The following is a 23,556-nucleotide window of genomic DNA, read 5'->3' as shown; positions in this document are numbered from 1 at the left end:
GACAAAAGGAATTTCAAAAAAAAGTATCTTAAAATGAATAAATTCAATAATAAGTAGGAATTGATACTGAAAAGGTTATTGATAACGGTTAATGCGGCAATATTTACATTGAGATGTTTGTTATCAATATATGTGTTTTTAGTATAAAAAGGAATGGTTCGTTAAGCTGGGACCTGACTCGCATCTCATGCTCATTTAGGTATAGAATGGCAACCCTGTTGAGTGAAGAGTCTTACTATGTCTGCTGTTGTTTCTTGTCCCATATCGGCATCCTTATTATCCAGCCAAGAAATATTGCAGGATGTGTTTGGCTATCAGCAATTTAGGCAAGGACAGCAAGCAGTGATTGAAGCGATCACTGCGGGTAATGACTGTTTGGTGATTATGCCCACTGGTGGCGGTAAATCTTTATGTTATCAAATTCCAGCATTAATGATGCCAGGGTTAACTTTAGTGATTTCACCACTTATTTCGTTAATGAAAGATCAGGTCGATCAATTAAATGCCAATGGTGTCAGTGCTGGATGTATTCACTCAGCGATGTCGCGAGAAGAGATTCAAGCGACATTTGAAGCGATGCAAAATGGATCGTTACGGTTAGTTTATGCCTCGCCTGAGCGGGTACTAATGCGTGACTTTATTGAACGGTTACAGCAACTTGATTTGGCAATGGTGGCTGTTGATGAAGCTCACTGTGTTTCTCAGTGGGGGCATGATTTTCGACCAGAATATGCAGCATTAGGTCTGCTTAAACAGCAATTTTCACCGTTGCCAGTGATGGCGTTAACAGCCACCGCTGACGATGCCACTCGGCAAGATATTATTAGTCGATTAGGATTAATCGATCCCCATTGTTATTTGGGCAGCTTTGATCGGCCTAATATTCATTACACGCTATGGGAAAAACATAAACCATTAACGCAATTAAGCCGCTATTTGGCAACGATGCGCGGTCAGTGCGGCATTATTTATTGTAATAGCCGCAAGAAAGTAGAGCAGATCAGCGAAAAACTGTGCGAAAGTGGTATTCGTGCTGCCGCGTATCATGCTGGTATGGAGCACCAGCAACGAGTCGCAGTACAAGATGCTTTTCAGCGGGATGATATTCATGTAGTGGTTGCCACGGTAGCATTTGGTATGGGGATCAATAAACCTAATGTCCGCTTTGTGGTCCATTTCGATATTCCGCGTAACATTGAATCGTATTACCAAGAAACCGGACGAGCAGGGCGCGATGGTTTACCCGCCGAAGCGTTACTGCTTTATGATCCTGCCGATTTAGCATGGTTGCGACGTTGTGTTGATGAAAAACATCATGATGCGCAGCGTGAGGTCGAACTACATAAATTACATGCGATGGGGGCTTTTGCTCAAGCTCAAAGTTGTCGTCGCCAAGTGCTATTACACTACTTTGGTGAAGATCAGCGACAAGGGTGTGGTAACTGCGATGTTTGTCTTGATCCGCCACAACAATTTGACGCGGTTGAAGTGGCTCAAAAAGCATTATCTTGTGTTTATCGCGTTAACCAGAATTTTGGTATTACCTATGTCATTGATGTATTACGTGGTATGCAGAATCAACGTATTCGTGAATATGGTCATGATAAATTAACCACTTATGGTATTGGGCGTGATTATAGCCATGAATATTGGGTCAGTATTTTACGCCAATTGATTCATCGTGGTTTTTTAACTCAAAACATCAGCCGTAATTCGGTATTACAACTCACCGAGCAAGCACGACCATTATTACGTGCTGAAATGGCGTTATCTTTGGCAGTTCCTCGGTTGGATAGTGCTGTTCGTAACAGTAAAGTGGATCGCATGGCGAATCGTCAGTATGACAAAAAATTGTTTGCTAAGTTACGTAAGCTACGCAAGGCTATTGCTGATGAAGAAGATATTCCGCCGTATGTGGTGTTTAATGATGCCAGCTTAATGGAAATGGCTGAACGATTGCCCTGTTCAAAAGGTGAATTTTTAGCGATTAATGGGGTGGGACAACGTAAGTTAGAAAAATTTGGGGAAGTATTTTTGCAATTGATTGGCGATCATTTAATGGCGGTCGATGAACATAACTAATGGAAGCTAATAATGGATTATAATTTTAGTCAAACGGAAATAAATATTGAGCAAGGCACGTTAGCGATAACGCTACCTTCGTTTGATTTTGATAATTTTCCAGCGGTCGCCAAGGCACTGTTACAGCGTTTAGATGCAATATTGATAGAGCAAGAGCCAAGTGCCGATCTTCACCAATGGCTAATTGATTTTGAAGGGTGTCAGTTATTGCTTAAGGCTGAATATTATAGTGCCTCGATATGGCTGGAACTACTGATCTTAAATGACATTGAGCATTTAATTTTTATTCAACAGTTATTGTCTCACTACTAGGCAAATAAATGCTGTGCTGTATAATCGCCGCCCTGGTGTTGCTGGTGGTTATCGCCGGCAATGAAAATGTTTGGGTTCCCTCCCCCCAATGACAAAAAGGTCTTCCATGACTGCTTTATCCAACGCAACAACATCTAATGTAACCACGACTGCTTTTACTGCGGCTCAGCAACATAAGGCTCTATCGTATTTAGTCGCGTTTCATCTATTAGTGATCGCCTCAAGTAATTATTTAGTTCAATTACCTTTTACTATTTTTGGTTATCACACCACTTGGGGTGCATTTACCTTTCCGTTTATTTTTCTCGCGACTGATTTGACGGTGCGTATTTTTGGTGCGGGTATGGCACGCAAAATTATTTGGCGAGTAATGGCACCAGCACTGATTGTGTCATATATATTGTCAGTGCTGTTTTTTCAAGGTCAATATCAAGGCTTTGCTCATTTGGCTGAATTCAATCTTTTTGTTGCTCGAATTGCGATTGCCAGTTTTATGGCCTACCTCTTAGGGCAAATATTGGATGTGTCGGTGTTTAATCGCCTCCGTCAAATGAAACAGTGGTGGATCGCACCAACAGCATCGACCATTATTGGTAATGCACTTGATACACTGGCTTTTTTCAGTATTGCGTTTTATCACAGCCCTGATGCCTTCATGGCACAAAATTGGACTGAAATTGCGCTGGTAGATTACAGCTTTAAATTAATTATTAGTTTGGGTTTATTTGTGCCTTTATATGGGGTACTGCTTAATTATTTAATTCACAAGCTAACAACGTTAAAACAATCATCACTACCGAATACGGCAAGCGTGATTAAATAGCGATGATTGATTTGTAGAAGAAAGAATAAATCGGCTGCGGCCGATTTTTTTTTACATTTTTTATGTCAATGAAGGGATACTGAATAATGACTGAAATAGTGGTACGGATTGGAACGGTAGATGAAGCCGTTACCGTATTGGCAGGGATTAATGAATTAAGCTCTGGTGTTGATGCTACGACGATACGGGCACGATTTGCTCATCAACCAGCGTTGATTTTGGTGGCTGAATATCAACAACAATTAATAGGTGTGAAAATTGGTTATGCATTATCTGATCACGTTTTTTATAGCTGGCTTGGGGGAGTATTAGCCAGTGGACGTGGATTGGGTATTGCCCAAAAATTATTAGAAGTACAAGAAGCATGGGTAGTGGCACAATCACAATATACGATGATTAACGTCAAATCACGTAACTGTTTTCCAGCGATGTTACGGCTATTGTTTAGAAATGGCTATGTCATTGAAAATATGGAAAAGAAAGGGAAGTTACGTGATTATAGATTATGTTTTACCAAGACGATCAACTAACTGCCCTTGTTTTAAATGAAAATTATTCTCAATTAAGTATTGCGATTTAGTTGAGAATAGTTATTATTAACGGGCTCTCAAACATCAGAGAACCCCCATTTTCTGATGCTTGAAGTACGACATTGCTCACATTGCTTCCAGTGTACTTCAGCTTGGTAATGGTGCTTAGTGTAGGGCTAAAAACCGATTACTACTTCTGCTGAGCGACGCATCACACTGTGCGTCGCTTTTTCTTTTTTAAGTGGTTAGTTTTTATTATGTCGTTTAGGCTAATTTTATTAATTCTCGTACCAGTTTATTGATCCCTATTGCCGCTTCACTGATGTTGGTTGCTAACATATAAGCCGGTGTGGTTAATAGACGTCGTTTTTGATCCAACACAAAATCATCAACAGGGCACTGAATATGCTCACCTCCCATGGCATTAAATGCAGCAGCCGTATCAGGATCATTACCGATCGTAGCTTTGGCGCCAGGACCATAGATCTGCGGGATCAAGGTCGGCGCGATACATAAGTAACCCGCAGGTTTATTGGCTTGAGCAAATGTTTGGCAGGCTTGTTTAACATCTTCATTGATCTGACATGCGCTGCCGTGAAGAGCGAAGTCAGATAAGTTGTTAGCCACGCCAAATCCACCCGGAACGAGCAGTGCATCGTAGTCATTAATATCCAATTGGGTGACATCACTAATATTGCCACGTGCAATTCGTGCTGATTCGACTAGCACATTGCGAGTTTCATGACTCACCTTCCCATTGAGATGATTAATGACTTGATGTTGATCGATGTTAGGAGCAAAACAGTGCCAGCTTGCTCCTTGCTGCTCTATTGCCAATAAAGCTAATACTGCTTCATGGATCTCGGTTCCATCAAAAACACCAGAACCGCTTAAAATTACCGCAATTTTCTTCATAATGGCATCCTAACTAATCAAATAGACTTATATTATTGTTATTATTGGCTTGGTTAAGATTATCTAGCTAAGGTTGTCCACAATCAATGATCAATATGGGATCGAGGATCTAATTTAAGCTTTCTTATTAAGTATATGAAAATAAATACAATCATGAGTAATTTTTATTTTTACATAAAAAACGATCAACTGGCGTAAATTAAATACTAACAAAGTTATCCACAGAAAATGGATGAATAACCCAAAACAGCAGTTAACAGTTGCGGTTGAGCATGGCATTCTAGTCAATATTGCATTTTTTCTGTGGTGTAGGGGTAAAATTGGTCGATAATAGACCTTACCTGAACTACTTTCGCTCGGATATAAGAATAACCTTATGGCTACGATTCCTGAAAATCCATTGATCCTTATTGATGGATCCTCTTACCTTTATCGCGCTTACCATGCCGCACCCAATTTCACTAATTCTGACGGTGAACCAACGGGTGCAATTTATGGTGTGGTTAATATGTTACGCAGCATGTTACGTCAGTTCTCAACTGATCGCATTGCGGTTATCTTTGATGCTAAAGGTAAGACATTCCGTGATGAGATATACCCTGAATATAAAGCAAATCGTCCACCGATGCCGGATGATCTTCGTGGTCAGATTGAGCCATTACATGCAGTGATCAAAGCAATGGGATTACCGTTGATCGCGATCTCAGGCGTTGAGGCGGATGATGTGATCGGTACGTTAGCAACCCAGGCTTCTAAACAGGGAATGCCGGTATTGATCAGTACTGGCGATAAAGATATGGCTCAACTGGTAGATCAACACGTTACTTTGATCAATACCATGACGGATGTGGTAATGGATGCCGCTGGCGTTGAAGAAAAGTTTGGTATTGGCCCTGAGTTGATTATCGATTACTTGGCGCTAATGGGGGATAAAGTTGATAATATTCCTGGGGTTCCTGGTGTTGGTGAAAAAACGGCTAAAGCATTATTGCAAGGTATTGGTGGTTTAAATGCCTTATATGCCAATCTTGATGATATTGCGCCGCTAGGCTTTCGTGGCTCAAAAACCATGGCTAAAAAGCTACTTGATAATAAAGAAGCGGCTTATATGTCTTATGAGTTAGCGACTATCAAACTTGATGTTGAATTAGAACTGGCTCCAGAGCAATTATGTAAAGGCGTACCAGATACTGACGCACTGACTGAACTGTTTGGTAAATTACAGTTCCGTCGCTGGCTAACAGAAATGTTAGATGGCAGTGATGGCCGTATTGTTGCCGATGAAAGTGCAGCAACAACCACAACGGAGCCAAAAGTTGTTGCACCAACGATTGATCGTAGTGGGTATGAAACCGTACTTGATGAAGCCAGTTTTAATAACTGGTTAGCTCAGTTAAAAAATGCTGACGTATTTGCATTTGATACTGAGACTGATGGCCTTGATTACATGACGGCCAATTTAATTGGGGTCTCATTTGCGGTTGAAGAAGGTAAAGCGGCTTATGTTCCTGTGGCTCATGATTATTTAGATGCGCCAGCGCAGCTTGATCGTGATTGGATGTTAGCACAATTAAAACCACTATTAGAAGATAAGACTTTAGCTAAAGTCGGTCAGAATTTAAAATTTGATGCTAGCATTGTTGCACGATATGGCATTGATATGCAGGGTATTAAATTTGATACCATGCTTGAATCTTATGTTTATAACAGCGTTGTCGGTCGCCATGATATGGACAGCCTAGCGCTGCGTTATCTTGAGCATAAAAATATTAGTTTTGAAGAGATTGCGGGTAAAGGTAAAAAGCAATTGACCTTTAACCAAATCGATCTTGAGCAGGCGGGTCCTTATGCTGCTGAAGATGCTGATATTACGTTACGCCTTCACCATGCGTTATATCCAAAAGTTGCCGCTGATGAAAAGCTAAATAAGGTATTTGAAACAATTGAAATGCCATTAGTGCCTGTTTTATCTCGTATGGAACGTACTGGTGTTTACATTGATAGTGCTTTGTTAGGGGCGCAATCTATCGAGTTGGCACAACGGTTAGATGAAATCGAAAAACTGGCTTATGAATTAGCGGGTGAAGAATTTAATTTAAGTTCTCCTAAGCAATTACAGGCAATCTTGTTTGAGAAAATGGCTTTACCTGTTATTAAAAAAACCCCATCAGGTACACCATCAACCAATGAAGAAGTGCTACAAGAGCTTGCTTTAGATTACCCATTACCAAAATTACTATTAGAATACCGTGGCTTAGCAAAACTAAAATCCACTTATACTGATAAATTACCCAAAATGGTGAATGTCGCAACGGGTCGAGTTCATACTTCTTATCATCAATCTGGAACGGTAACGGGACGTTTGTCTTCCAGTGAGCCGAACTTACAAAATATTCCGGTTCGTAATCAAGAAGGACGTCGTATTCGCCAAGCATTTGTTGCTAAGTCAGGATATAAAATTCTGGCTGTCGATTACTCTCAAATTGAATTACGAATTATGGCGCACCTTTCTGGTGACCAAGCATTATTAGATGCATTCCGTCATGGTAAAGATATTCACGCAGCAACAGCAGCTGAAATTCTAGGATTAGCGATTGATGATGTCAGTACCGAGCAACGTCGACGTGCAAAAGCAATTAACTTTGGATTGATTTACGGCATGAGTGCGTTTGGTTTAGCCAAGCAACTTGATATGGGTCGTAATGAAGCACAAGACTATATGAATGTGTATTTTGAACGCTACCCTGGTGTTTTAGAATACATGGAAAGTACGCGTAATAGTGCTGCTGAAGTGGGTTATGTGGAAACTCTATTTGGTCGTCGTTTGTATCTTCCAGATATTAAGGCGCGTAATGGCTTACGTCGTAAAGCTGCAGAACGCGCAGCGATTAACGCTCCTATGCAAGGCACTGCGGCTGATATTATTAAATTAGCCATGATTGCGGTTGATGAATGGGTACAGCAACAACCGCAAGGTCAGGTCAGTTTATTAATGCAAGTACACGATGAATTAGTGTTTGAAGTTGAAGCTTCAGTATTAGACAGCGTTACCGCTAAAGTACGTGAGTTAATGGAGCAAGCTGCAACGTTAGCAGTACCATTAATTGCCGATGCTGGTCACGGTGATAATTGGGATCAAGCCCACTAATTAATACTGCTGTATTTTGATAATAAAATTATAGCTGATCGTAAGATTGGCTATTTTTTTGTTAAAATTAACAACATTTATGTAAAAATTACTTACAATATTATGAAAAAAAACTACAACAAGGGCTTCCAAAAACTGAGTGATTGATATACAGTTGATGATGTAGGGTACAGAGGTAAGATGTTCTATCTTTCAGACCTTTTGTTTCACGTTATTGGATTTGGCTGATTCAGCTGCCCCAGTCTATTTATTGGACTGGGGCGTTTTTTATGGAGCCAACATCAAAATTATCTGCACTATCGCGACGTTCTCGCATTAATTTTCTATTTTATTATTTATATCTTTGATACCAATTACGGCTTATTTATGTTTATTTTCCAGTCTAAAGTAAGTGTATTGCTGTTTTTTATGACAAGGCTCACTTATTCTAGGTTAGTAGATCTACTTTTAAAGCTGATTCCTATTTGTTAATGCCTTTTTTAGAGCAAATACTTTAAATTTTAAATTGGCAGGCTATAATAGTCTGAGCTTCTTGTTCATATTTGGTTTTGTGGGTGAGTAATAATAACTTTCCGACAAACAAAGACATGGAATAGCCATTCTCGGTATTGAGAATGGCTTTTTTTTTGGTTTTTTTTATACCACGGATGATGTAATTTTATTCCAGAAATAGACTGAATTATTAACAATGCGTGAACTTGTTTTTTGCTTAAAATAATGTGTTGTTATCAATTGGATTAGCAGAATTTAATCAGGGAGAGTGAGCAGTATTAAGATAGGTTTAATGTAAGATAATGCATTACAAGTAGCGATTATTCATCGCAAAAAAGCGGTTTTAGTTAATAACCCCACCAATAATGATGGGGCTTTAAATATTATTTATTATATTGCGTGATGGTTTTATTCAGCAGAGGGTAGATTAAAAACATCACTATCGTCAGCGGCAAGTACACGTTGACGTTCTAATTCTGGTGCATACCATTCATCAAGTTTACGACGAACTTGATCAACGCCAATCCCTTTCAATGAAGAGAAAGCTTCAACCTGAACGTTACCGCCAAATTCTTTCGACATCTCACGGATTTTTAATACTTGTGCTTTACGCGCTCCGCTTTTTAATTTGTCGGCTTTAGTCAGCAGTACTAAGACTGGCAAACTGCTTTCAATTGCCCAATTGATCATTTGTTGGTCAAGATCTTTCATTGGGTGACGAATATCCATCAGTACCACTAAACCTTGTAAACATTCACGGCGTTGTAGGTATTCACCTAATGCTTTTTGCCATTTTAGTTTAAGTTCAAGTGGTACTTGAGCAAAACCGTAGCCAGGTAAGTCAATCAAGTTACAGCCACTAATGACTTCAAACATATTGATTAATTGGGTACGGCCAGGGGTTTTGGAAGTACGTGCCAAACCTTTTTGATCCGTTAGGCGATTTAGCGCACTTGATTTACCGGCATTGGAGCGACCAGCAAATGCGATCTCAACGCCGATATCTTGTGGCAAGTGACGAATATCCGGTGCACTTGTAATAAAACTGGTATTTCTATAGTTGAGAGGTTGATTCACTGTTAACTCCGTCAAGCCCCCACATCGTAAAATGAGCGCTTTTTTGTGAAATTGTCTAAGATATATTAAACCGTGTTTGGTTTATGGTCGTATTGTATACCATGTCACTGAGCATTACTTGTAGTACGGAAGCTCTATAATTATAAATGGAATGTCATGAAAAAATTAGTCTTAGTATTCAGCCTTGTTGTGAGTTATTCGGCTTGGGCGCAAGGTGATGTTGATGCGGGTAAATTAAAAGCGGCTGCCTGTGTTGCGTGTCACGGTAATGATGGCAATGCGATTGTGGCACAGTATCCTAAATTGGCAGGGCAACATGCTGCTTATTTAACAAAGCAACTTGCTGACTATAAATTAGCCGTCACCAGTAACGGTACTCAAGGCCGCAGTAATGCTGTAATGGCGGGTATGGCTGCTGGGCTCTCTGCTACCGATATGGCAGATCTCGGTGCTTATTTTTCCTCTTTGCCTATATCTGGTAATACTACCCCTGAAAATGTGATTGCGATTGCAGAACCGTTATACCGTTTTGGTGATCCTGAGCGAGGCATTGCTGCATGTATCAGTTGTCATGGTCCGCGAGGTAATGGTACCAGTTTATCCGGTTTTCCTAAAATATCGGGTCAAAATGCGGCATATATTCAATTACAATTACAAGCATTCCGTTCAAGTGCGCGCAATAACGATCTTAATGCCATGATGCGTTCTGTCGCGGCTAAGCTCAATGATAATGAAATTAGTGCACTTTCAGCTTATGTTGGCGGGTTACATTAACGTTGTTATTAGGGGCACAATTAAACTTGTTGCTTAAAGTTACTATTTTTTAAAACTTTAGTAACGGTGAATCTGCCAGTTTTGTTGTAAGAGATTGACCATTGATAAGTATTATTAAGGTGATTTTAAGGCTGGATAATTAAAATTTTATTTATAAAACATAGGGTTGTTCATTGCGAGTATTTACGCATTCAAAAGTGTGATCTTGATACATTGTTTTAGATATTGCTTAAGGTAAATTACTCCCTGTCGACAAGGAGTGCGACATAGGAAGGAAGCGCTAGGATAGCTTAAGCAGTGACGCTTAAAGGAACACAGGATGTCTGGTCAGGAGACTAGGGTAGACGCAGGATGCGTAGGGATTGTCAAGGTAGACACTCAAGGAAAGAGAGTAGCTATAGTCATATAGCTTAGGTACATCAGGACGATGTATCGCATAAGGATGGTGGTATAGTTATTGGAGCGTAACATTGCGATAGGGATCGCCAACTTAGGATGAGTTGTGATGCCATGGACGGAAATAATGGACGCGAAAATTCACTAGGACAGTGACGAACGATATTGGCAGGGATAGCAATTATAATAAATGGATATTTGTTAAACCGGGACGTTACTTGCTGGTTAAGGAAAGACTAGACAGAATTATAAGCTCATAGCTTACCCCATAGAGCGATAGGTGCAGACCTATTGCTTTTTTTTTCGTCTAAATTTCGCGGCGAGAGATGGTTATTACCATGATTTACATGTGATATTTTACGTTGTGTCTCGATATAATAGCTGAATAAATTGAACAATTTGTCAGCAGAACTACATCTTAACCGCAATTGGGTATAGAATAGCCCGCTCGATTTTGCACCGCTGCTACTGTTCATCAACATTCAGTCGTTGTGGAGAAGATAATGGATAGATGTCCACTGTGTAATAGTCAAGATAATCGATGGTTGGTGGCAGACACTAAACGCGATTATTTTCGTTGTTTACACTGTGCATTAATTTATGCCGATCCGACAACTCATTTAACGTCGTCCCAAGAAAAGTTAGTCTACGATCAACATCGAAATAATCCTGATGATGCGAGTTATCGACAATTTTTAGAGCGGTTAGCAACGCCACTTGTGACACGATTATCATCGCCGCCGTTATTGGGGTTAGATTTTGGTAGCGGTCCTGGGCCGACCTTGTCAGTGATGTTGGCTGAAATGGGGTATACTATGACTATCTATGATCCCTATTTTGCGGCACAGTCTGCCGTATTAGATGATCAGTATGATTTTGTTACTTGCACAGAAGCAATCGAGCATTTTTATCAGCCTGCGAAGGAATGGGGGCTGTTGCTACGTTTAGTTAAACCCGGCGGTTGGCTGGGAATTATGACCAAACTAGTAACCGACACTGATGCTTTTGAGCATTGGTACTATAAGAACGACCCAACCCATGTTAGCTTTTTTAGTCATGATACGTTTAGCTTTTTAGCACAACGAGATGGTCTTGAAGTTGAGTTTGTTGGAAATGATGTGATTTTGCTGAGGAAACCCCAGTAATGACCCGTAAGAAAAGAGCGCGCACAGTAGGTTCTGAAGGCCCTGCTGTATACCGTGAGAAATCAAATAGTAAAGTTGATATTGAGACACGTGAACGCCAAAAAGCGAAGAAACGTAAAGGCTTAAAATCAGGTAGTCGTCATTCTGCTGTTGAAGAGAATAAGCAGCGCAATGGCGGTCAGAAAAAAGATCCACGTTTAGGTAGCAAAAAATTAGTCCCACTAATTGTTGAGCCTAAAAAACCGCAAACTAAGCAGCAGCGTCGCTTATCAGCAGAGCAAGAACTTGCAATGCTTGAAAATGATGCACAATTAATGGTGCTATTAGATCGTATTGATGCCGGTGAAAAACTGGGTGCTGGCTTGCAAAAGCAAGTTGACCTTAAGTTAGATCGCATTGAGCGTTTAATGAAGCAACTGGGTTTATTAGATGATGTTGAAGAAGAAACATCAGCGCCTGTTAAACAAAGTGCTAAATCTAAACCTCGTTCAGATGATGATTTATTAGCGCAATTTGAAAACATGGATTTTGATAATTTCGATAAGGAGTAACCGTTGCAGGGAATAACACTTCTATTTGTTATTGGTAGCGTTATTGTAGTTGGATTAGCACTATACGCTGGATTGTTATTGGCTAAGCTTTATAAGCAGCAACAACGGCATAAGTTATTTTTAGCCCGTGCTGCCGAGCAACAGGCCGCAGCAATCAAAGCCAGAAATGACAATATATTAGAAAGCGTCTTTATTATCGCAATGGCATGTAAACAAGAACAATGCGATATGTCTGAAGCCGCAATTCGGTTATATAAATTAATGGAAGTGTTGCAAGCAGATAAACAAGTTAATTTTGCAGCAACGTATCCGGCATTAACTGACTTGTATCAAGTGGTTAAAGATATGCCACGCGGAGATGCTCGCCAGCAAATAGAAAAACAAAGCCGAATGCGATTTGATCTTGAACGTATGAAAGCGGAGTCTCGTCTACAGGCTGAAATTAAACTTGAATTAGATGCTATTCTGTTAACTAAGGTTTAATTCGTTATCGTTATTATTAACACCGCCATTTATTGGCGGTGTTTGTTTTTGTAGCGAGTGTAAATTGAACAGCAGGGATAGGTTTTACTTTTTGTAAAATGGTGACACACTCTATGTATTCTATATTCACCAAATTGGAACAATGTCATGTCAAATGAGCAGATTATTTGGGATCAGGCCCTGATTGAAAAATATAATTATTCAGGCCCGCGTTATACTTCTTACCCGACCGCACTAGAGTTTAATCAAGCATTCACTTCTGCTGAATTTGAGATGGCATGTCAGCAATATCCTGATCGTAAGCTATCGCTTTATATTCATATCCCATTTTGCCATAAGCTTTGTTATTACTGTGGTTGTAATAAAATTATTACTCGCCATCAGCACAAAGCAGACCAATATTTAGATGTACTTGAGCAAGAGATTAAGCAACGTGCGACCTTACTTGGTGATCGTCAAGTTAGTCAGTTACATTTTGGCGGCGGCACACCAACGTTTTTAACTGCGACTCAAATCACCCGTTTAATGACAGCACTGCGCAGTGCATTTAATTTTGATGTAGATGCTGAAATCAGTATTGAAGTAGACCCGCGTGAAATTGAATTGAATATCCTTGATCACCTACGCAGCGAAGGTTTTAATCGCTTAAGTATCGGGGTGCAAGATTTCAATAAAGACGTACAGAAGTTAGTTAACCGTGAGCAAGATGAAGATTTTATTTTTGCGATGGTAGAGCGCGCTCGTGAATTAGGCTATCGCTCAACCAACCTTGATTTAATTTATGGCTTACCGTTACAAACTCAAACTTTATTTGCTGAAACACTACAGCAAGTGCTAACCATGAAACCGGGTCGATTATCAGTGTTTAACTACGCTCATATGCCAACCTTGTTTGCCGCACAACGTAAAATTCATGAAGACCAATTACCCTCAGCGACAGAAAAATTAGCGATTTTACAAGATACCATTGCGACACTAACGGGGGCGGGGTATCAATTTATTGGTATGGATCACTTTGCGCTGCCAAGTGATGAATTAGCGGTTGCACAGCGTGATGGTATTTTGCACCGTAATTTCCAAGGCTACACCACCCAAGGCGATTGTGATTTATTGGGTATGGGTGTCTCTGCTATTTCAATGATTGGTGATTGTTATGCGCAGAACCAAAAAGAATTGAAGTTGTATTATAGCCAAATGGCAGAACAGCAAACAGCATTATGGAAAGGGGTAACTTTAGATGCTGATGACTTGTTACGCCGTGAAGTGATCAAGGCGCTAATCTGTAATTTTCAATTGAATAAACGTGCGATTGAAACTGAATTTAATATTGATTTTGATAGCTACTTTAGCGAAGACTTACAATTATTGCAGACATTTATTAATGATGAATTAGTAACTGTGGGTGACGATATTATTCATGTTGAATTAAAAGGTCGGTTGTTGATTCGTAATATTTGTATGTGTTTTGATAAATATTTACGTGTTCGTGCACGTCAACAGCAGTTCTCTAGAGTTATCTAAGTTATAGATAATTTTAAGTCATACCGGTATAAAAAACGCCTCAGTTTCACGTGAAACTGAGGCGTTTTATTTTGTGAATTATAGTCGCCAAATGAGCGTTATAACGTAGCGTAATTAGCCACGTTTACTGGCAATATCACGTAATGCCTGCTTTTCTGCGGTAGACAAGAACGCTAGCTCAAGTCCATTGATTTGTGCTTGGCGAATTTGAGCAACACTTAGCCCCGCTTTCGGTGCAGCAACTTCATATTCGTAAGGCAGTTCAATGCCTTCAACCGCGGGATCATCGGTATTTAAACAAGCAAGAATGCCGTGTTCAAGGAACGCTTTTACCGGATGTTGAGTAATATCTGCGACAGTACTAGTCTGAATATTTGATGTAATACAAGATTCAATACCAATGCGATGCTCTGCTAAGTAATCCATTAGTTTTGGATCATTAACGGCTTTTACACCGTGACCAATACGGACTGCGCCAAGTTCATTAATGGCTTGCCACATACTTTCAGGTCCTGCGGCTTCTCCAGCATGAACGGTGATTTGTAATCCTGCATCACGGACTTGTTTAAAGTGTGAGATAAATTGGGTGCCAGGTTGGCCAAGTTCATCACCGGCAAGATCAATGGCTACCAATTGGTCTTTATGGCTGAGCAGTGCATCTAATTCTTGCTGACATGCTTGAGTGCCAAAAGTACGGCTCATAATGCCAATCAGGTTCGCTTTAATACCAAAATCACGACAACCTGCAGCAACACCATCAGCGACTGCTGCAACAACATCTGCTATAGGTAAGTGGTGTTTCATTGCCATGTAATACGGTGAAAAACGCAGTTCAGCGTAATCAATCTGAGCATTAAGTGCGTCTTCAACGTTTTCATAGGCAACACGACGACAAGCATCTAAATCACCTAATACTGCCACTCCCCAATCTAATTTATTCAGGAAAGCCACTAAATTTGGCTCAGCCTCAACAATTTGCACGTGCGGGCGTAATGCTTCAATTTCTGTTGCTGGCAGGGCAATATTAAATTGCTGACCTAATTCTAAGATCGTTTGGGGACGAATATTACCATCAAGATGGCGATGAATATCCGTTAGTGGCAGATCTTTGTTTATCATGATGATTATACTTCTCGACGTTAAAGATGAACTTAGTATACGCAATCGCCAAATGACATTCATCATTGTTGCAGAGAAATGTGCGCTGGCACATATACTTGTCTTGATGCTATTTAATGCTTAATCATGGATTTGCAACTCTTTAAGTTTACGAGTCAGCGTGTTGCGTCCCCATCCAAGTAATTTTGCAGCTTCTTGTTTGTGGCCATGAGTATGGAGTAGAGCAGTTTCGAGCAGGATTTTTTCAAATTGCGGTAAGGCTTCTGCCAACAATTCAGTTTCACCTTGCTGTAGTGCTTGTTGCGCCCATTGTTGTAAGCCTTGATGCCAGTGTTGTTCATTCGTCGAGGGCGTTGCGGTCGTCGTTTCTGTGATTTCTGGCGGTAAATCTGATGGTAAAATTTCATTACCACTTGCCATTACGGTTAGCCAGCGACAAATGTTTTCTAATTGACGTACATTCCCCGGCCACGGTAATTGGGTCAGTTTCTCTGCGGTTTGTGGATGTAACGATTTAACATCGACACTGAGTTCATCTGCCGCTCGTTGTAAAAAATGGTGCGCTAGTTGAGGAATATCTTGGCGACGATCTTTGAGGGAAGGTAAGTGGACGCGAATCACATTGAGGCGGTGAAAAAGATCTTCACGAAAATCACCGGCAGTAACCAGACGTTCAAGATGTTGATGCGTGGCTGCAATAATTCGCACATCAACATTGACGGGGGCATGTCCTCCAACGCGATAAAATTGTCCATCGGCTAATACGCGCAATAATCGTGTTTGAATATCTAATGGCATATCACCGATTTCATCAAGAAATAATGTGCCACCATTAGCTTGTTCAAATCGCCCTTGACGAACACTATTAGCACCTGTAAAAGCGCCTTTCTCATGACCAAATAGCTCTGATTCAATTAAATCTTTAGGAATAGCTGCCATATTGAGGGCAATGAAAGCGTTACTGCTACGCGGGCTATGGCGATGCAGAGCATGGGCGACCAACTCTTTACCTGTACCTGATTCGCCATTAATGAGTACAGAAATGGATGAGCGTGACAAGCGACCAATGGCGCGAAACACTTCTTGCATTGCTGGTGCTTCACCAATGATTTCTGGCGCGTGTTTAGGCTCAATTACAGGCTGGTGTTGGCGTTTTTGTTCCTGACTGTGACTAAGTGCTCGTTCAACTAAAGTGACAGCTTCATCGATATCAAATGGTTTCGGAAGGTATTCAAAAGCTCCTCGTTGGTAAGCATTGACTGCTGCGTCTAGATCTGAATGTGCGGTCATAATAATAACCGGTAAGCTAGCGTAATTTTGTTGTAGCTCTTTGAGTAACGTAAAACCATCAGTACCTGGCATTTTAATATCAGATACAAGCACATCAGGAACATTGCGTTCTAATGCCGCCAATACGCTATCAGCATCAGCAAATGTTTCGCATTTCATTCCTGCATTAACGAGTGTTCGTTCTAATACCCAACGAATCGAGTTGTCATCATCAACAACCCAGATTAATCCTTTGCTCATAGTAAGCCTCCTGTGGTGGTCAATGTTATGACTTAATGGGTAAGTAAATAGTAAAGTTAGTATGTCCCGGCCAGCTAAAGACTTCGATTTTACCTTGATGTTGATCGATTAAATTACGGGCGATTGATAGCCCTAATCCAGTGCCGCCTTCGCGGCCTGTGACCATCGGATAGAATAACGTATCTTGAATTTCTGCCGGAATACCGGGACCATTGTCAATGATTTCGATAGTAGCAGTAACTCGGTGTCGTACTCCTTGAATTAAGCTTTGATGGGCAGTTCGGGTTTTTAATTTAATCGTACCTCCCCCTTGACTTTTCAATGCTAATGCCGCGTTACTGACAATATTTAATAATGCCTGTTCCAGTTGTTCAGCATCCATATCGATATCAGGCAAACTGGGATCGTAATCGCGTTCAATGTTGATGGTGTCATCGGTTTCAATGTTGACTAACTGACGTACTTTTTCTAATACCAAATGAATATTATCTGTTCTGCGGACTCCTGGCCGTTGTGGTCCTAACAGGCGGTCGACTAAATTGCGTAATCGATCCGCTTGTTCAATGATCATTTGGGTATATTCGTGATAGCTTTTATCCGGTAACACTTTTTCTAATAATTGTGCTGCGCCGCGTAAACCACCGAGAGGATTTTTTATTTCATGGGCTAAACCACGAACTAACTCTTTGGCGGCTTGTTGTTGTGCGTGTTGGTTCAGTTCTTGGCTAATACGACGTTGCTGATCGATAGGCTTTAATTCTAATAAAATCAGTAGTTGTTTTTGCCATGAAATAGGACTGGCACTAACACCAAATAAATGTTGTTGGCCATCAATGACAAATGTGACATCGCTATCAGCTAAACCTTGACCGCTGTGAAGGGTTGCTTTGATATGGTTAAAATCGAGTGAGCTGTATTGTAATAATTGCGGCAACTGACTACCGAGTAAACGGCGTTTGCTCGATGATAATAATTGCTCGGCGGCAGGATTGACATAACGGATCACTAAGGTCTCATCGAGTAACACAATAGCGGTGACTAAATTGTCGAGAATTATGGGCGTAAAGCTAGCATTCACAATTATCATCCTTATCGATAGCCAAGCAAAAGACGATCGGTGTCGGCATCCATCTCTCGCTGTTAAGTAACGCACCAATTTGGTGCGTTAAAGTGTACTCGGTTTAACAGCGAACAGGCAGAGTTTATTGTAAATTGACGTTAACGGGGTTGAACTGGGCTGTTTTTAGGACGAGCCTGAGAAACGCGATGGAGATAAACCGTAATACTTTCAGATGTAGCAAGGATCTTGCCATTATTAAGTAATTGGATTTGAATTTGATGACTACCGCGATCGATATTGACCAGTTTCCAGGTTAAGTGGGTTTGAGGTGATCCATGAACTTTGCCATCAATAACTAACTGGGCTTGAGTGTTTTTATTTAGTTTACGGTTACTCACTGCGCGAATATTAATATCACCATCATTACTGCGAATGGTTTGTTGATGTACTGGAGTGAGTAGGCTAATCGTAGCGACGGGGAGTGAGGCTTCGGTCTCAGTTGTGATTGAGATAAGTTCCACATTGTCCGTTTGATTGATATCGATGACGGTTGCTTCAATATTTGGCTGTACTTCAGTAACGGATAGTTTAATTGTACTCGCTTGTTGGCTGCCTGGAGTATCACTAAAATGAACAATGCCATTATCATCAGTCCAAGAGTAGATCGTTGTTGCTAGTGCGATATTTGTCGTTACTGTAAAGAACAGTATTGATGCCAGATCAATGAGTTTCATCCGTTAACTCTCCACAAAGACCTTCATGGCCAATAAGTTCTTTATTGTTGCCGCTTTTTTTGTGAGAGCAATAGCAAAAAAGCCTGCGTGTGAGGCAGGCCTAAATATTGACTGTTAAGTTATAAGCTTATTGCTTAAACCGAGTAGTAAAGTTCAAATTCTAATGGGTGTACTGCCATATTGATTTTCTCTACATCTTGCTCTTTTAGGGCGATGTAAGAATCAATAAAGTCGTTAGAGAATACGCCACCAGAGGTTAAGAATTCACGATCTTCGTCAAGCGCCTGTAGTGCACCTTGTAGTGACTCTGCTACTTTTGGAATCTCTGCTGCTTCTTCTGCTGGTAAGTCGTATAAATCTTTATCCATCGCTTCGCCTGGGTGGATCTTGTTAGCGATCCCGTCAAGGCCTGCCATTAGCATTGCTGCAAAGGCTAAGTATGGGTTCGCTGCTGGATCACCAAAGCGTACTTCGATACGACGTGCTTTTGGACTTGGTACGACAGGAATACGAATTGATGCTGAACGGTTACGTGCTGAGTAAGCCAACATAACAGGAGCTTCGTAACCAGGAACTAAACGCTTGTATGAGTTCGTTGCTGGGTTAGCAAAGGCATTGATTGCACGTGCGTGCTTGATAATACCACCGATGTAGAACAGTGCCATTTCTGATAGGCCGCCGTACTTGTCACCTGCGAATAAGTTTACGCCATCTTTGGCCAGTGACATGTGAACATGCATGCCTGAGCCGTTATCACCTACAAGTGGTTTAGGCATAAAAGTTGCTGTTTTGCCAAATGCATGAGCGACATTATGAACAACATACTTATAAATCTGAATTTCATCAGCTTTATTGGTTAGTGTGTTGAAACGGGTCGCGATTTCATTTTGGCCAGCAGTCGCTACTTCATGGTGATGAGCTTCAACAACGAGACCCATTTCTTCCATGATAAGGCACATTGCAGAGCGAATATCTTGTGATGAATCAACAGGTGCTACTGGGAAATAACCGCCTTTAACGCCTGGACGGTGACCTTTGTTACCACCTTCAATTTTGGTACCGCTATTCCATGCCGCTTCAATGTCGTCAATCTTAAAGAATGAACCTGACATATCAGTATTGAATCGAACGTCATCAAATAGGAAGAATTCTGGCTCTGGGCCAACTAATACATTGTCAGCAAAACCTGCTGAACGCATAAATTCTTCAGCGCGTTTAGCAATTGAACGTGGATCACGATCGTAGCCTTGCATTGTTGCTGGCTCAAGAATATCACAACGAATATTTAGAGTTGCGTCTTCAGTAAATGGGTCAAGTACCGCGCTTGCTGCATCAGGCATCATTACCATGTCTGATTCATTAATGCCTTTCCAGCCCGCAACAGAAGAGCCATCAAACATTTTACCTTCTTCAAAAAAATCAGCATCGATTTGATGAGATGGAATAGAAATGTGCTGCTCTTTACCTTTGGTATCGGTAAAACGTAGGTCAATAAACTTAACTTCATTTTCCTGGATCAGCGCTAGTACGTTTTCAACTGACATCTTGAGTAACCTCCGGTGTTATTTAGGGCGATGGCCGCAAACTTTTTTGCTCATGCAATGGTGAGCGAATCTAAAAGTATTAAAGCGAAAACCATGCCAACTTTAAAAAGCCTCTAAAAATGCGTGGTTATAACATTTAGAGTACTTTTTCCTATCCTGATTTGCACTGTTATGGTGAAGTGCGCACCAAATTGGTGCAATGGTAAAAGATATAGAAAAGGGTGCTATATCTTTTCAATCATTCACTGATTTAACAGCCATACTACTATGGTGATGAGGCTAAATATTGTCAATCTGTGAGGTAGATAATTGTGGATTTTATTGTTAATTGATCGCTGTCTAAACGTTGTAAAAAAGGACATTGATTATGCTTTTGGGTGAATTATTACTTATTTATCGTACGAATAAAGCGTATAAAAAAAATAAAAATAGCCAAAAAAGTGAGTAAAAATGCGGCTCTAGAGATAAAATAGAAAAAAGCTGGTGATATAAATCACATATTTCGTGGGTTTTAGCGTAAAATCTGTTAAATTATGAGCCGTTTTTTTAATCAAGTAGCCTCTAGTAAGACGCTGCATGTTCTGAGTGAATGTGAAACTAATGTCTAATCAATCGATCGATAACTTAAGAAATATCGCAATTATTGCTCACGTTGACCACGGTAAAACTACCCTGGTTGATAAACTTCTACAGCAATCTGGCACGTTAGAGGGTCGCGGCGAAGCCGAAGAACGTGTTATGGATTCTAACGATATCGAAAAAGAGCGTGGCATTACCATTCTTGCTAAGAACACAGCAATTAACTGGAATGACTACCGCATCAATATCGTAGACACCCCTGGACACGCAGACTTCGGTGGTGAAGTTGAGCGTATCATGTCTATGGTTGACTCTGTATTGCTTATCGTTGACGCAGTTGACGGCCCTATGCCTCAAACTCGTTTCGTAACGCAAAAAGCGTTCGCATACGGTCTTAAGCCAATCGTTGTAATCAACAAGATTGACCGTCCAGGTGCACGTCCTGAGTGGGTTATGGATCAAATCTTTGACCTATTTGACAACCTAGGCGCAACTGATGAGCAACTAGACTTCACAACAGTTTACGCATCAGCGCTAAACGGTTGGGCAACAATGGAAGAAGGCGTAACTGGCGAAGATATGGAACCATTGTTCCAAGCTATCGTTGATAACGTTGCAGCTCCTTGTGTTGACGTTGATGGTCCACTACAGATGCAAATCTCTCAACTAGATTACAGCTCTTACGTGGGTGTTATCGGTGTTGCTCGTATCGCTCGTGGTACTGTTGCTGCAAACCAACAAGTTACTATCATTGGTGCTGACGGTACTAAGCGTAACGGTAAAGTAGGTACAGTTCTTGGTTACCTAGGTCTTGAGCGTCACGAAGTTGCTGAAGCGAAAGCGGGCGATATCGTTGCTATCACAGGTCTTGGCGAGCTTAAGATTTCTGACACTATTTGTGACGTGAACACTGTTGAAGCGTTACCTGCATTGTCTGTTGATGAACCAACAGTAACAATGACTTTCCAAGTAAACACTTCTCCGTTTGCTGGTAAAGAAGGTAAGTTTGTTACTTCACGTAACATCCTTGAGCGTCTACAAAAAGAATTAGTACACAACGTTGCATTGCGCGTTGAAGAAACTGAAAGCCCAGACCGCTTCCGTGTTTCAGGCCGTGGTGAACTTCACCTATCTATCCTGATTGAAAACATGCGTCGTGAAGGTTACGAGCTAGCAGTATCTCGCCCAGAAGTTATCATCAAAGAAGAAGATGGTAAGCTAATGGAACCGTTTGAAATTGTAACTATCGATGTGGTTGAAGAGCATCAAGGTAGTGTAATGGAGAAAATCGGTATCCGTAAGGGTGAGCTAAAAGATATGGCACCAGATGGTAAAGGCCGTGTTCGCATGGACTTCATGATGCCTTCTCGTGGTCTTATCGGTTTCCAAACAGAATTCCTAACAATGACTTCTGGTTCTGGTCTTATCTACCATACGTTTGATCACTACGGTCCTCACAAGGGCGGTACTATTGGTCAACGTGCTAACGGCGTATTGATCTCTAACGGTACTGGTAAAGCGGTAACTTACTCGCTATTCAACCTACAAGAGCGTGGTCGTCTGTTCTCTGAGCACGGTGATGAAGTATATGAAGGTCAGATCATCGGTATTCATAACCGTGCAAACGATCTAACTATCAACTGTCTACGTGGTAAGCAGCTAACAAACGTTCGTGCATCAGGTACTGATGAAGCACAAACGCTTTCTCCTGCTATCAAGTACACACTTGAGCAAGCTCTAGAATTCATCGATGATGACGAGCTAGTAGAAGTAACACCAGAAAGCATTCGTATTCGTAAGAAACTTCTTACTGAAAACGATCGTAAGCGCGCAGGTCGTGGTAAGTAATTACCGCTAATCTGAACGATTACTAATACAATCCCTCGCTTGGCAACAAGCGGGGGATTGTTGTATCTGGAGTATGAAAATATTCCAGAGAAAAAAAGAGCTAACATGGTTAGCTCTTTTTTATGGTTATAGTATGGCAATAAATGCGAATTACTTTTTCAAGTGGCCAATAAAACGATTTGATTCTGCAATGGCGTGGTTCATATCTCGAATGGCACCAGAGATCTCTGTTTGTAATGCATTAAACTGGCCCTGAAGTGAGCCTACTGCTGCTGCATTGAGGTTGTGCTTAAGATATAGGGTGTTATCACGTAAAGTGTCTAAAACAGGCTCCATCTTCTTCTCAGCGCGTTTCATCGCGGTTAACATTTTATTATACGATGCTTTGGTTGCTTGAAGTTTACGTTGGCTATCCCGCTTAAGAGCGGCACTTTTATATAATGACAGTTCTTGTTGCCACTCATCAAACATCGCATTTGCGACATCTTCAATAGCTGCAATTCGATCATTTACGTTATTGACGGCCGCCTCACTGCTTTGATATTGGCTATCAATATCCTGATAAGCCGATTCAAGTTTTCCGCCATCAAATTGATTCAATGCTTTTAGGCCATCAAGGGCGCTGGTAAATTGTTTTTGAGCATTTTGTTGTGCTTGATTAGCGTCTTCAACACGATCAACCATAATGTCGCGTTTATAGACGCCCACTTTTTCCATCGCTGAATAGTAAGCCGTTTGGCAACCTGAAAGCAGACTAACACTTAAAAAAAGTGCAATAAAATAAGGCATGTTTGGCTCCTTGGTGAGACATGCAAAATAACGAATAATGATATTGTTGTTGGTAGCTAAAGTAACGGTATTGATAGATAAATATTAATAACAGCATGTAATTT

General features: G+C 40.8%; 20 protein-coding genes. 12 read left to right on the top strand and 8 right to left on the bottom strand.

The window, feature by feature from the left end; genetic code table 11:
* Positions 1 to 237: 237 nt before the first annotated feature.
* The 4 genes from recQ (at position 238) to OC457_RS13495 (ending at position 3,747) form a co-directional block, all read left to right on the top strand.
* On the top strand, positions 238 to 2,082 hold the full coding sequence (gene recQ, locus OC457_RS13510) for an ATP-dependent DNA helicase RecQ (protein WP_080175476.1): 1,845 nt from the start codon (positions 238 to 240) through the stop codon (positions 2,080 to 2,082).
* A gap of 12 nt (positions 2,083 to 2,094) precedes the next feature.
* Positions 2,095 to 2,394, top strand: a complete 300-nt coding sequence (locus OC457_RS13505; RefSeq protein WP_080175475.1) for a DUF3630 family protein — start codon at positions 2,095 to 2,097, stop codon at positions 2,392 to 2,394.
* A gap of 106 nt (positions 2,395 to 2,500) precedes the next feature.
* Positions 2,501 to 3,217, top strand: coding sequence for a 7-cyano-7-deazaguanine/7-aminomethyl-7-deazaguanine transporter (locus OC457_RS13500; protein ID WP_080175474.1), 717 nt, complete (start codon positions 2,501 to 2,503; stop codon positions 3,215 to 3,217).
* Between the two features lie 86 nt (positions 3,218 to 3,303).
* The gene (locus OC457_RS13495) at positions 3,304 to 3,747 is read left to right on the top strand and encodes a GNAT family N-acetyltransferase (RefSeq protein ID WP_096777857.1); all 444 of its coding nucleotides are present in this window, start codon (positions 3,304 to 3,306) and stop codon (positions 3,745 to 3,747) included.
* A 264-nt stretch (positions 3,748 to 4,011) separates the two neighbouring features.
* Here the strand turns inward: OC457_RS13495 and elbB are convergent, their stop codons facing one another.
* Complete coding sequence (gene elbB, locus OC457_RS13490) at positions 4,012 to 4,662, bottom strand: isoprenoid biosynthesis glyoxalase ElbB (protein ID WP_080175473.1); 651 nt, start codon at positions 4,660 to 4,662, stop codon at positions 4,012 to 4,014.
* 376 nt (positions 4,663 to 5,038) lie between these two features.
* Here elbB and polA point away from each other — a divergent pair, with 376 nt between their 5' ends.
* Together polA and OC457_RS20960 are read left to right on the top strand one after the other, a co-directional pair.
* On the top strand, positions 5,039 to 7,810 hold the full coding sequence (gene polA, locus OC457_RS13485; RefSeq protein ID WP_080175472.1) for a DNA polymerase I: 2,772 nt from the start codon (positions 5,039 to 5,041) through the stop codon (positions 7,808 to 7,810).
* Between the two features lie 180 nt (positions 7,811 to 7,990).
* Positions 7,991 to 8,038 (top strand): hypothetical protein, encoded by a 48-nt coding sequence (locus OC457_RS20960; protein ID WP_438616993.1) that lies wholly within the window; start codon positions 7,991 to 7,993, stop codon positions 8,036 to 8,038.
* A gap of 672 nt (positions 8,039 to 8,710) precedes the next feature.
* Here the strand turns inward: OC457_RS20960 and yihA are convergent.
* Positions 8,711 to 9,379, bottom strand: coding sequence for a ribosome biogenesis GTP-binding protein YihA/YsxC (yihA, locus tag OC457_RS13480; protein ID WP_080175471.1), 669 nt, complete (start codon positions 9,377 to 9,379; stop codon positions 8,711 to 8,713).
* A 156-nt stretch (positions 9,380 to 9,535) separates the two neighbouring features.
* Between yihA and OC457_RS13475 the strand changes: the two genes are divergently transcribed.
* The 5 genes from OC457_RS13475 to hemN all read left to right on the top strand — a co-directional run bounded on the left by OC457_RS13475 (position 9,536) and on the right by hemN (position 14,249).
* Entirely contained in the window at positions 9,536 to 10,153 is a 618-nt protein-coding gene (locus tag OC457_RS13475) for a c-type cytochrome (protein ID WP_080175470.1), read from the top strand.
* An 899-nt stretch (positions 10,154 to 11,052) separates the two neighbouring features.
* Complete coding sequence (locus OC457_RS13470; RefSeq protein WP_080175469.1) at positions 11,053 to 11,694, top strand: class I SAM-dependent methyltransferase; 642 nt, start codon at positions 11,053 to 11,055, stop codon at positions 11,692 to 11,694.
* The gene (yihI, locus tag OC457_RS13465) at positions 11,694 to 12,245 is read left to right on the top strand and encodes a Der GTPase-activating protein YihI (protein WP_080175468.1); all 552 of its coding nucleotides are present in this window, start codon (positions 11,694 to 11,696) and stop codon (positions 12,243 to 12,245) included. Before OC457_RS13470 ends, yihI begins: the two co-directional genes overlap by 1 nt.
* A gap of 3 nt (positions 12,246 to 12,248) precedes the next feature.
* Positions 12,249 to 12,728: a DUF2489 domain-containing protein gene (locus OC457_RS13460; RefSeq protein ID WP_080175467.1), complete on the top strand. Its 480-nt coding sequence runs from the start codon at positions 12,249 to 12,251 to the stop codon at positions 12,726 to 12,728.
* A 147-nt stretch (positions 12,729 to 12,875) separates the two neighbouring features.
* Positions 12,876 to 14,249, top strand: a complete 1,374-nt coding sequence (hemN, locus tag OC457_RS13455) for an oxygen-independent coproporphyrinogen III oxidase (RefSeq protein WP_080175466.1) — start codon at positions 12,876 to 12,878, stop codon at positions 14,247 to 14,249.
* A 114-nt stretch (positions 14,250 to 14,363) separates the two neighbouring features.
* Here hemN and add read toward each other — a convergent pair whose 3' ends face one another.
* The 5 genes from add to glnA form a co-directional block, all read right to left on the bottom strand.
* Complete coding sequence (gene add / locus OC457_RS13450; protein ID WP_080175465.1) at positions 14,364 to 15,368, bottom strand: adenosine deaminase; 1,005 nt, start codon at positions 15,366 to 15,368, stop codon at positions 14,364 to 14,366.
* Between the two features lie 120 nt (positions 15,369 to 15,488).
* The gene (glnG, locus tag OC457_RS13445; RefSeq protein ID WP_080175464.1) at positions 15,489 to 16,898 is read right to left on the bottom strand and encodes a nitrogen regulation protein NR(I); all 1,410 of its coding nucleotides are present in this window, start codon (positions 16,896 to 16,898) and stop codon (positions 15,489 to 15,491) included.
* Positions 16,899 to 16,923: 25 nt separating this feature from the next.
* Positions 16,924 to 17,976, bottom strand: coding sequence for a nitrogen regulation protein NR(II) (glnL, locus tag OC457_RS13440; protein ID WP_080175463.1), 1,053 nt, complete (start codon positions 17,974 to 17,976; stop codon positions 16,924 to 16,926).
* Between the two features lie 140 nt (positions 17,977 to 18,116).
* On the bottom strand, positions 18,117 to 18,692 hold the full coding sequence (locus OC457_RS13435) for a DUF4124 domain-containing protein (RefSeq protein WP_080175462.1): 576 nt from the start codon (positions 18,690 to 18,692) through the stop codon (positions 18,117 to 18,119).
* 134 nt (positions 18,693 to 18,826) lie between these two features.
* On the bottom strand, positions 18,827 to 20,236 hold the full coding sequence (glnA, locus tag OC457_RS13430; protein WP_080158860.1) for a glutamate--ammonia ligase: 1,410 nt from the start codon (positions 20,234 to 20,236) through the stop codon (positions 18,827 to 18,829).
* Positions 20,237 to 20,836: 600 nt separating this feature from the next.
* Between glnA and typA the strand changes: the two genes are divergently transcribed.
* Positions 20,837 to 22,663, top strand: a complete 1,827-nt coding sequence (typA, locus tag OC457_RS13425; RefSeq protein ID WP_080175461.1) for a translational GTPase TypA — start codon at positions 20,837 to 20,839, stop codon at positions 22,661 to 22,663.
* A gap of 150 nt (positions 22,664 to 22,813) precedes the next feature.
* On the opposite strand, the gene OC457_RS13420 is transcribed toward typA, so the two are convergent.
* Positions 22,814 to 23,452, bottom strand: coding sequence for a DUF2959 domain-containing protein (locus tag OC457_RS13420; protein WP_080175460.1), 639 nt, complete (start codon positions 23,450 to 23,452; stop codon positions 22,814 to 22,816).
* Positions 23,453 to 23,556 lie beyond the last annotated feature (104 nt).

The sequence above is a fragment of the Photobacterium toruni genome (genome assembly GCF_024529955.1).
GTDB lineage: Bacteria > Pseudomonadota > Gammaproteobacteria > Enterobacterales > Vibrionaceae > Photobacterium > Photobacterium toruni.
Note: the sequence above shows the minus strand (reverse complement) of the source record. Positions and strands in the feature narration are given on the sequence as shown.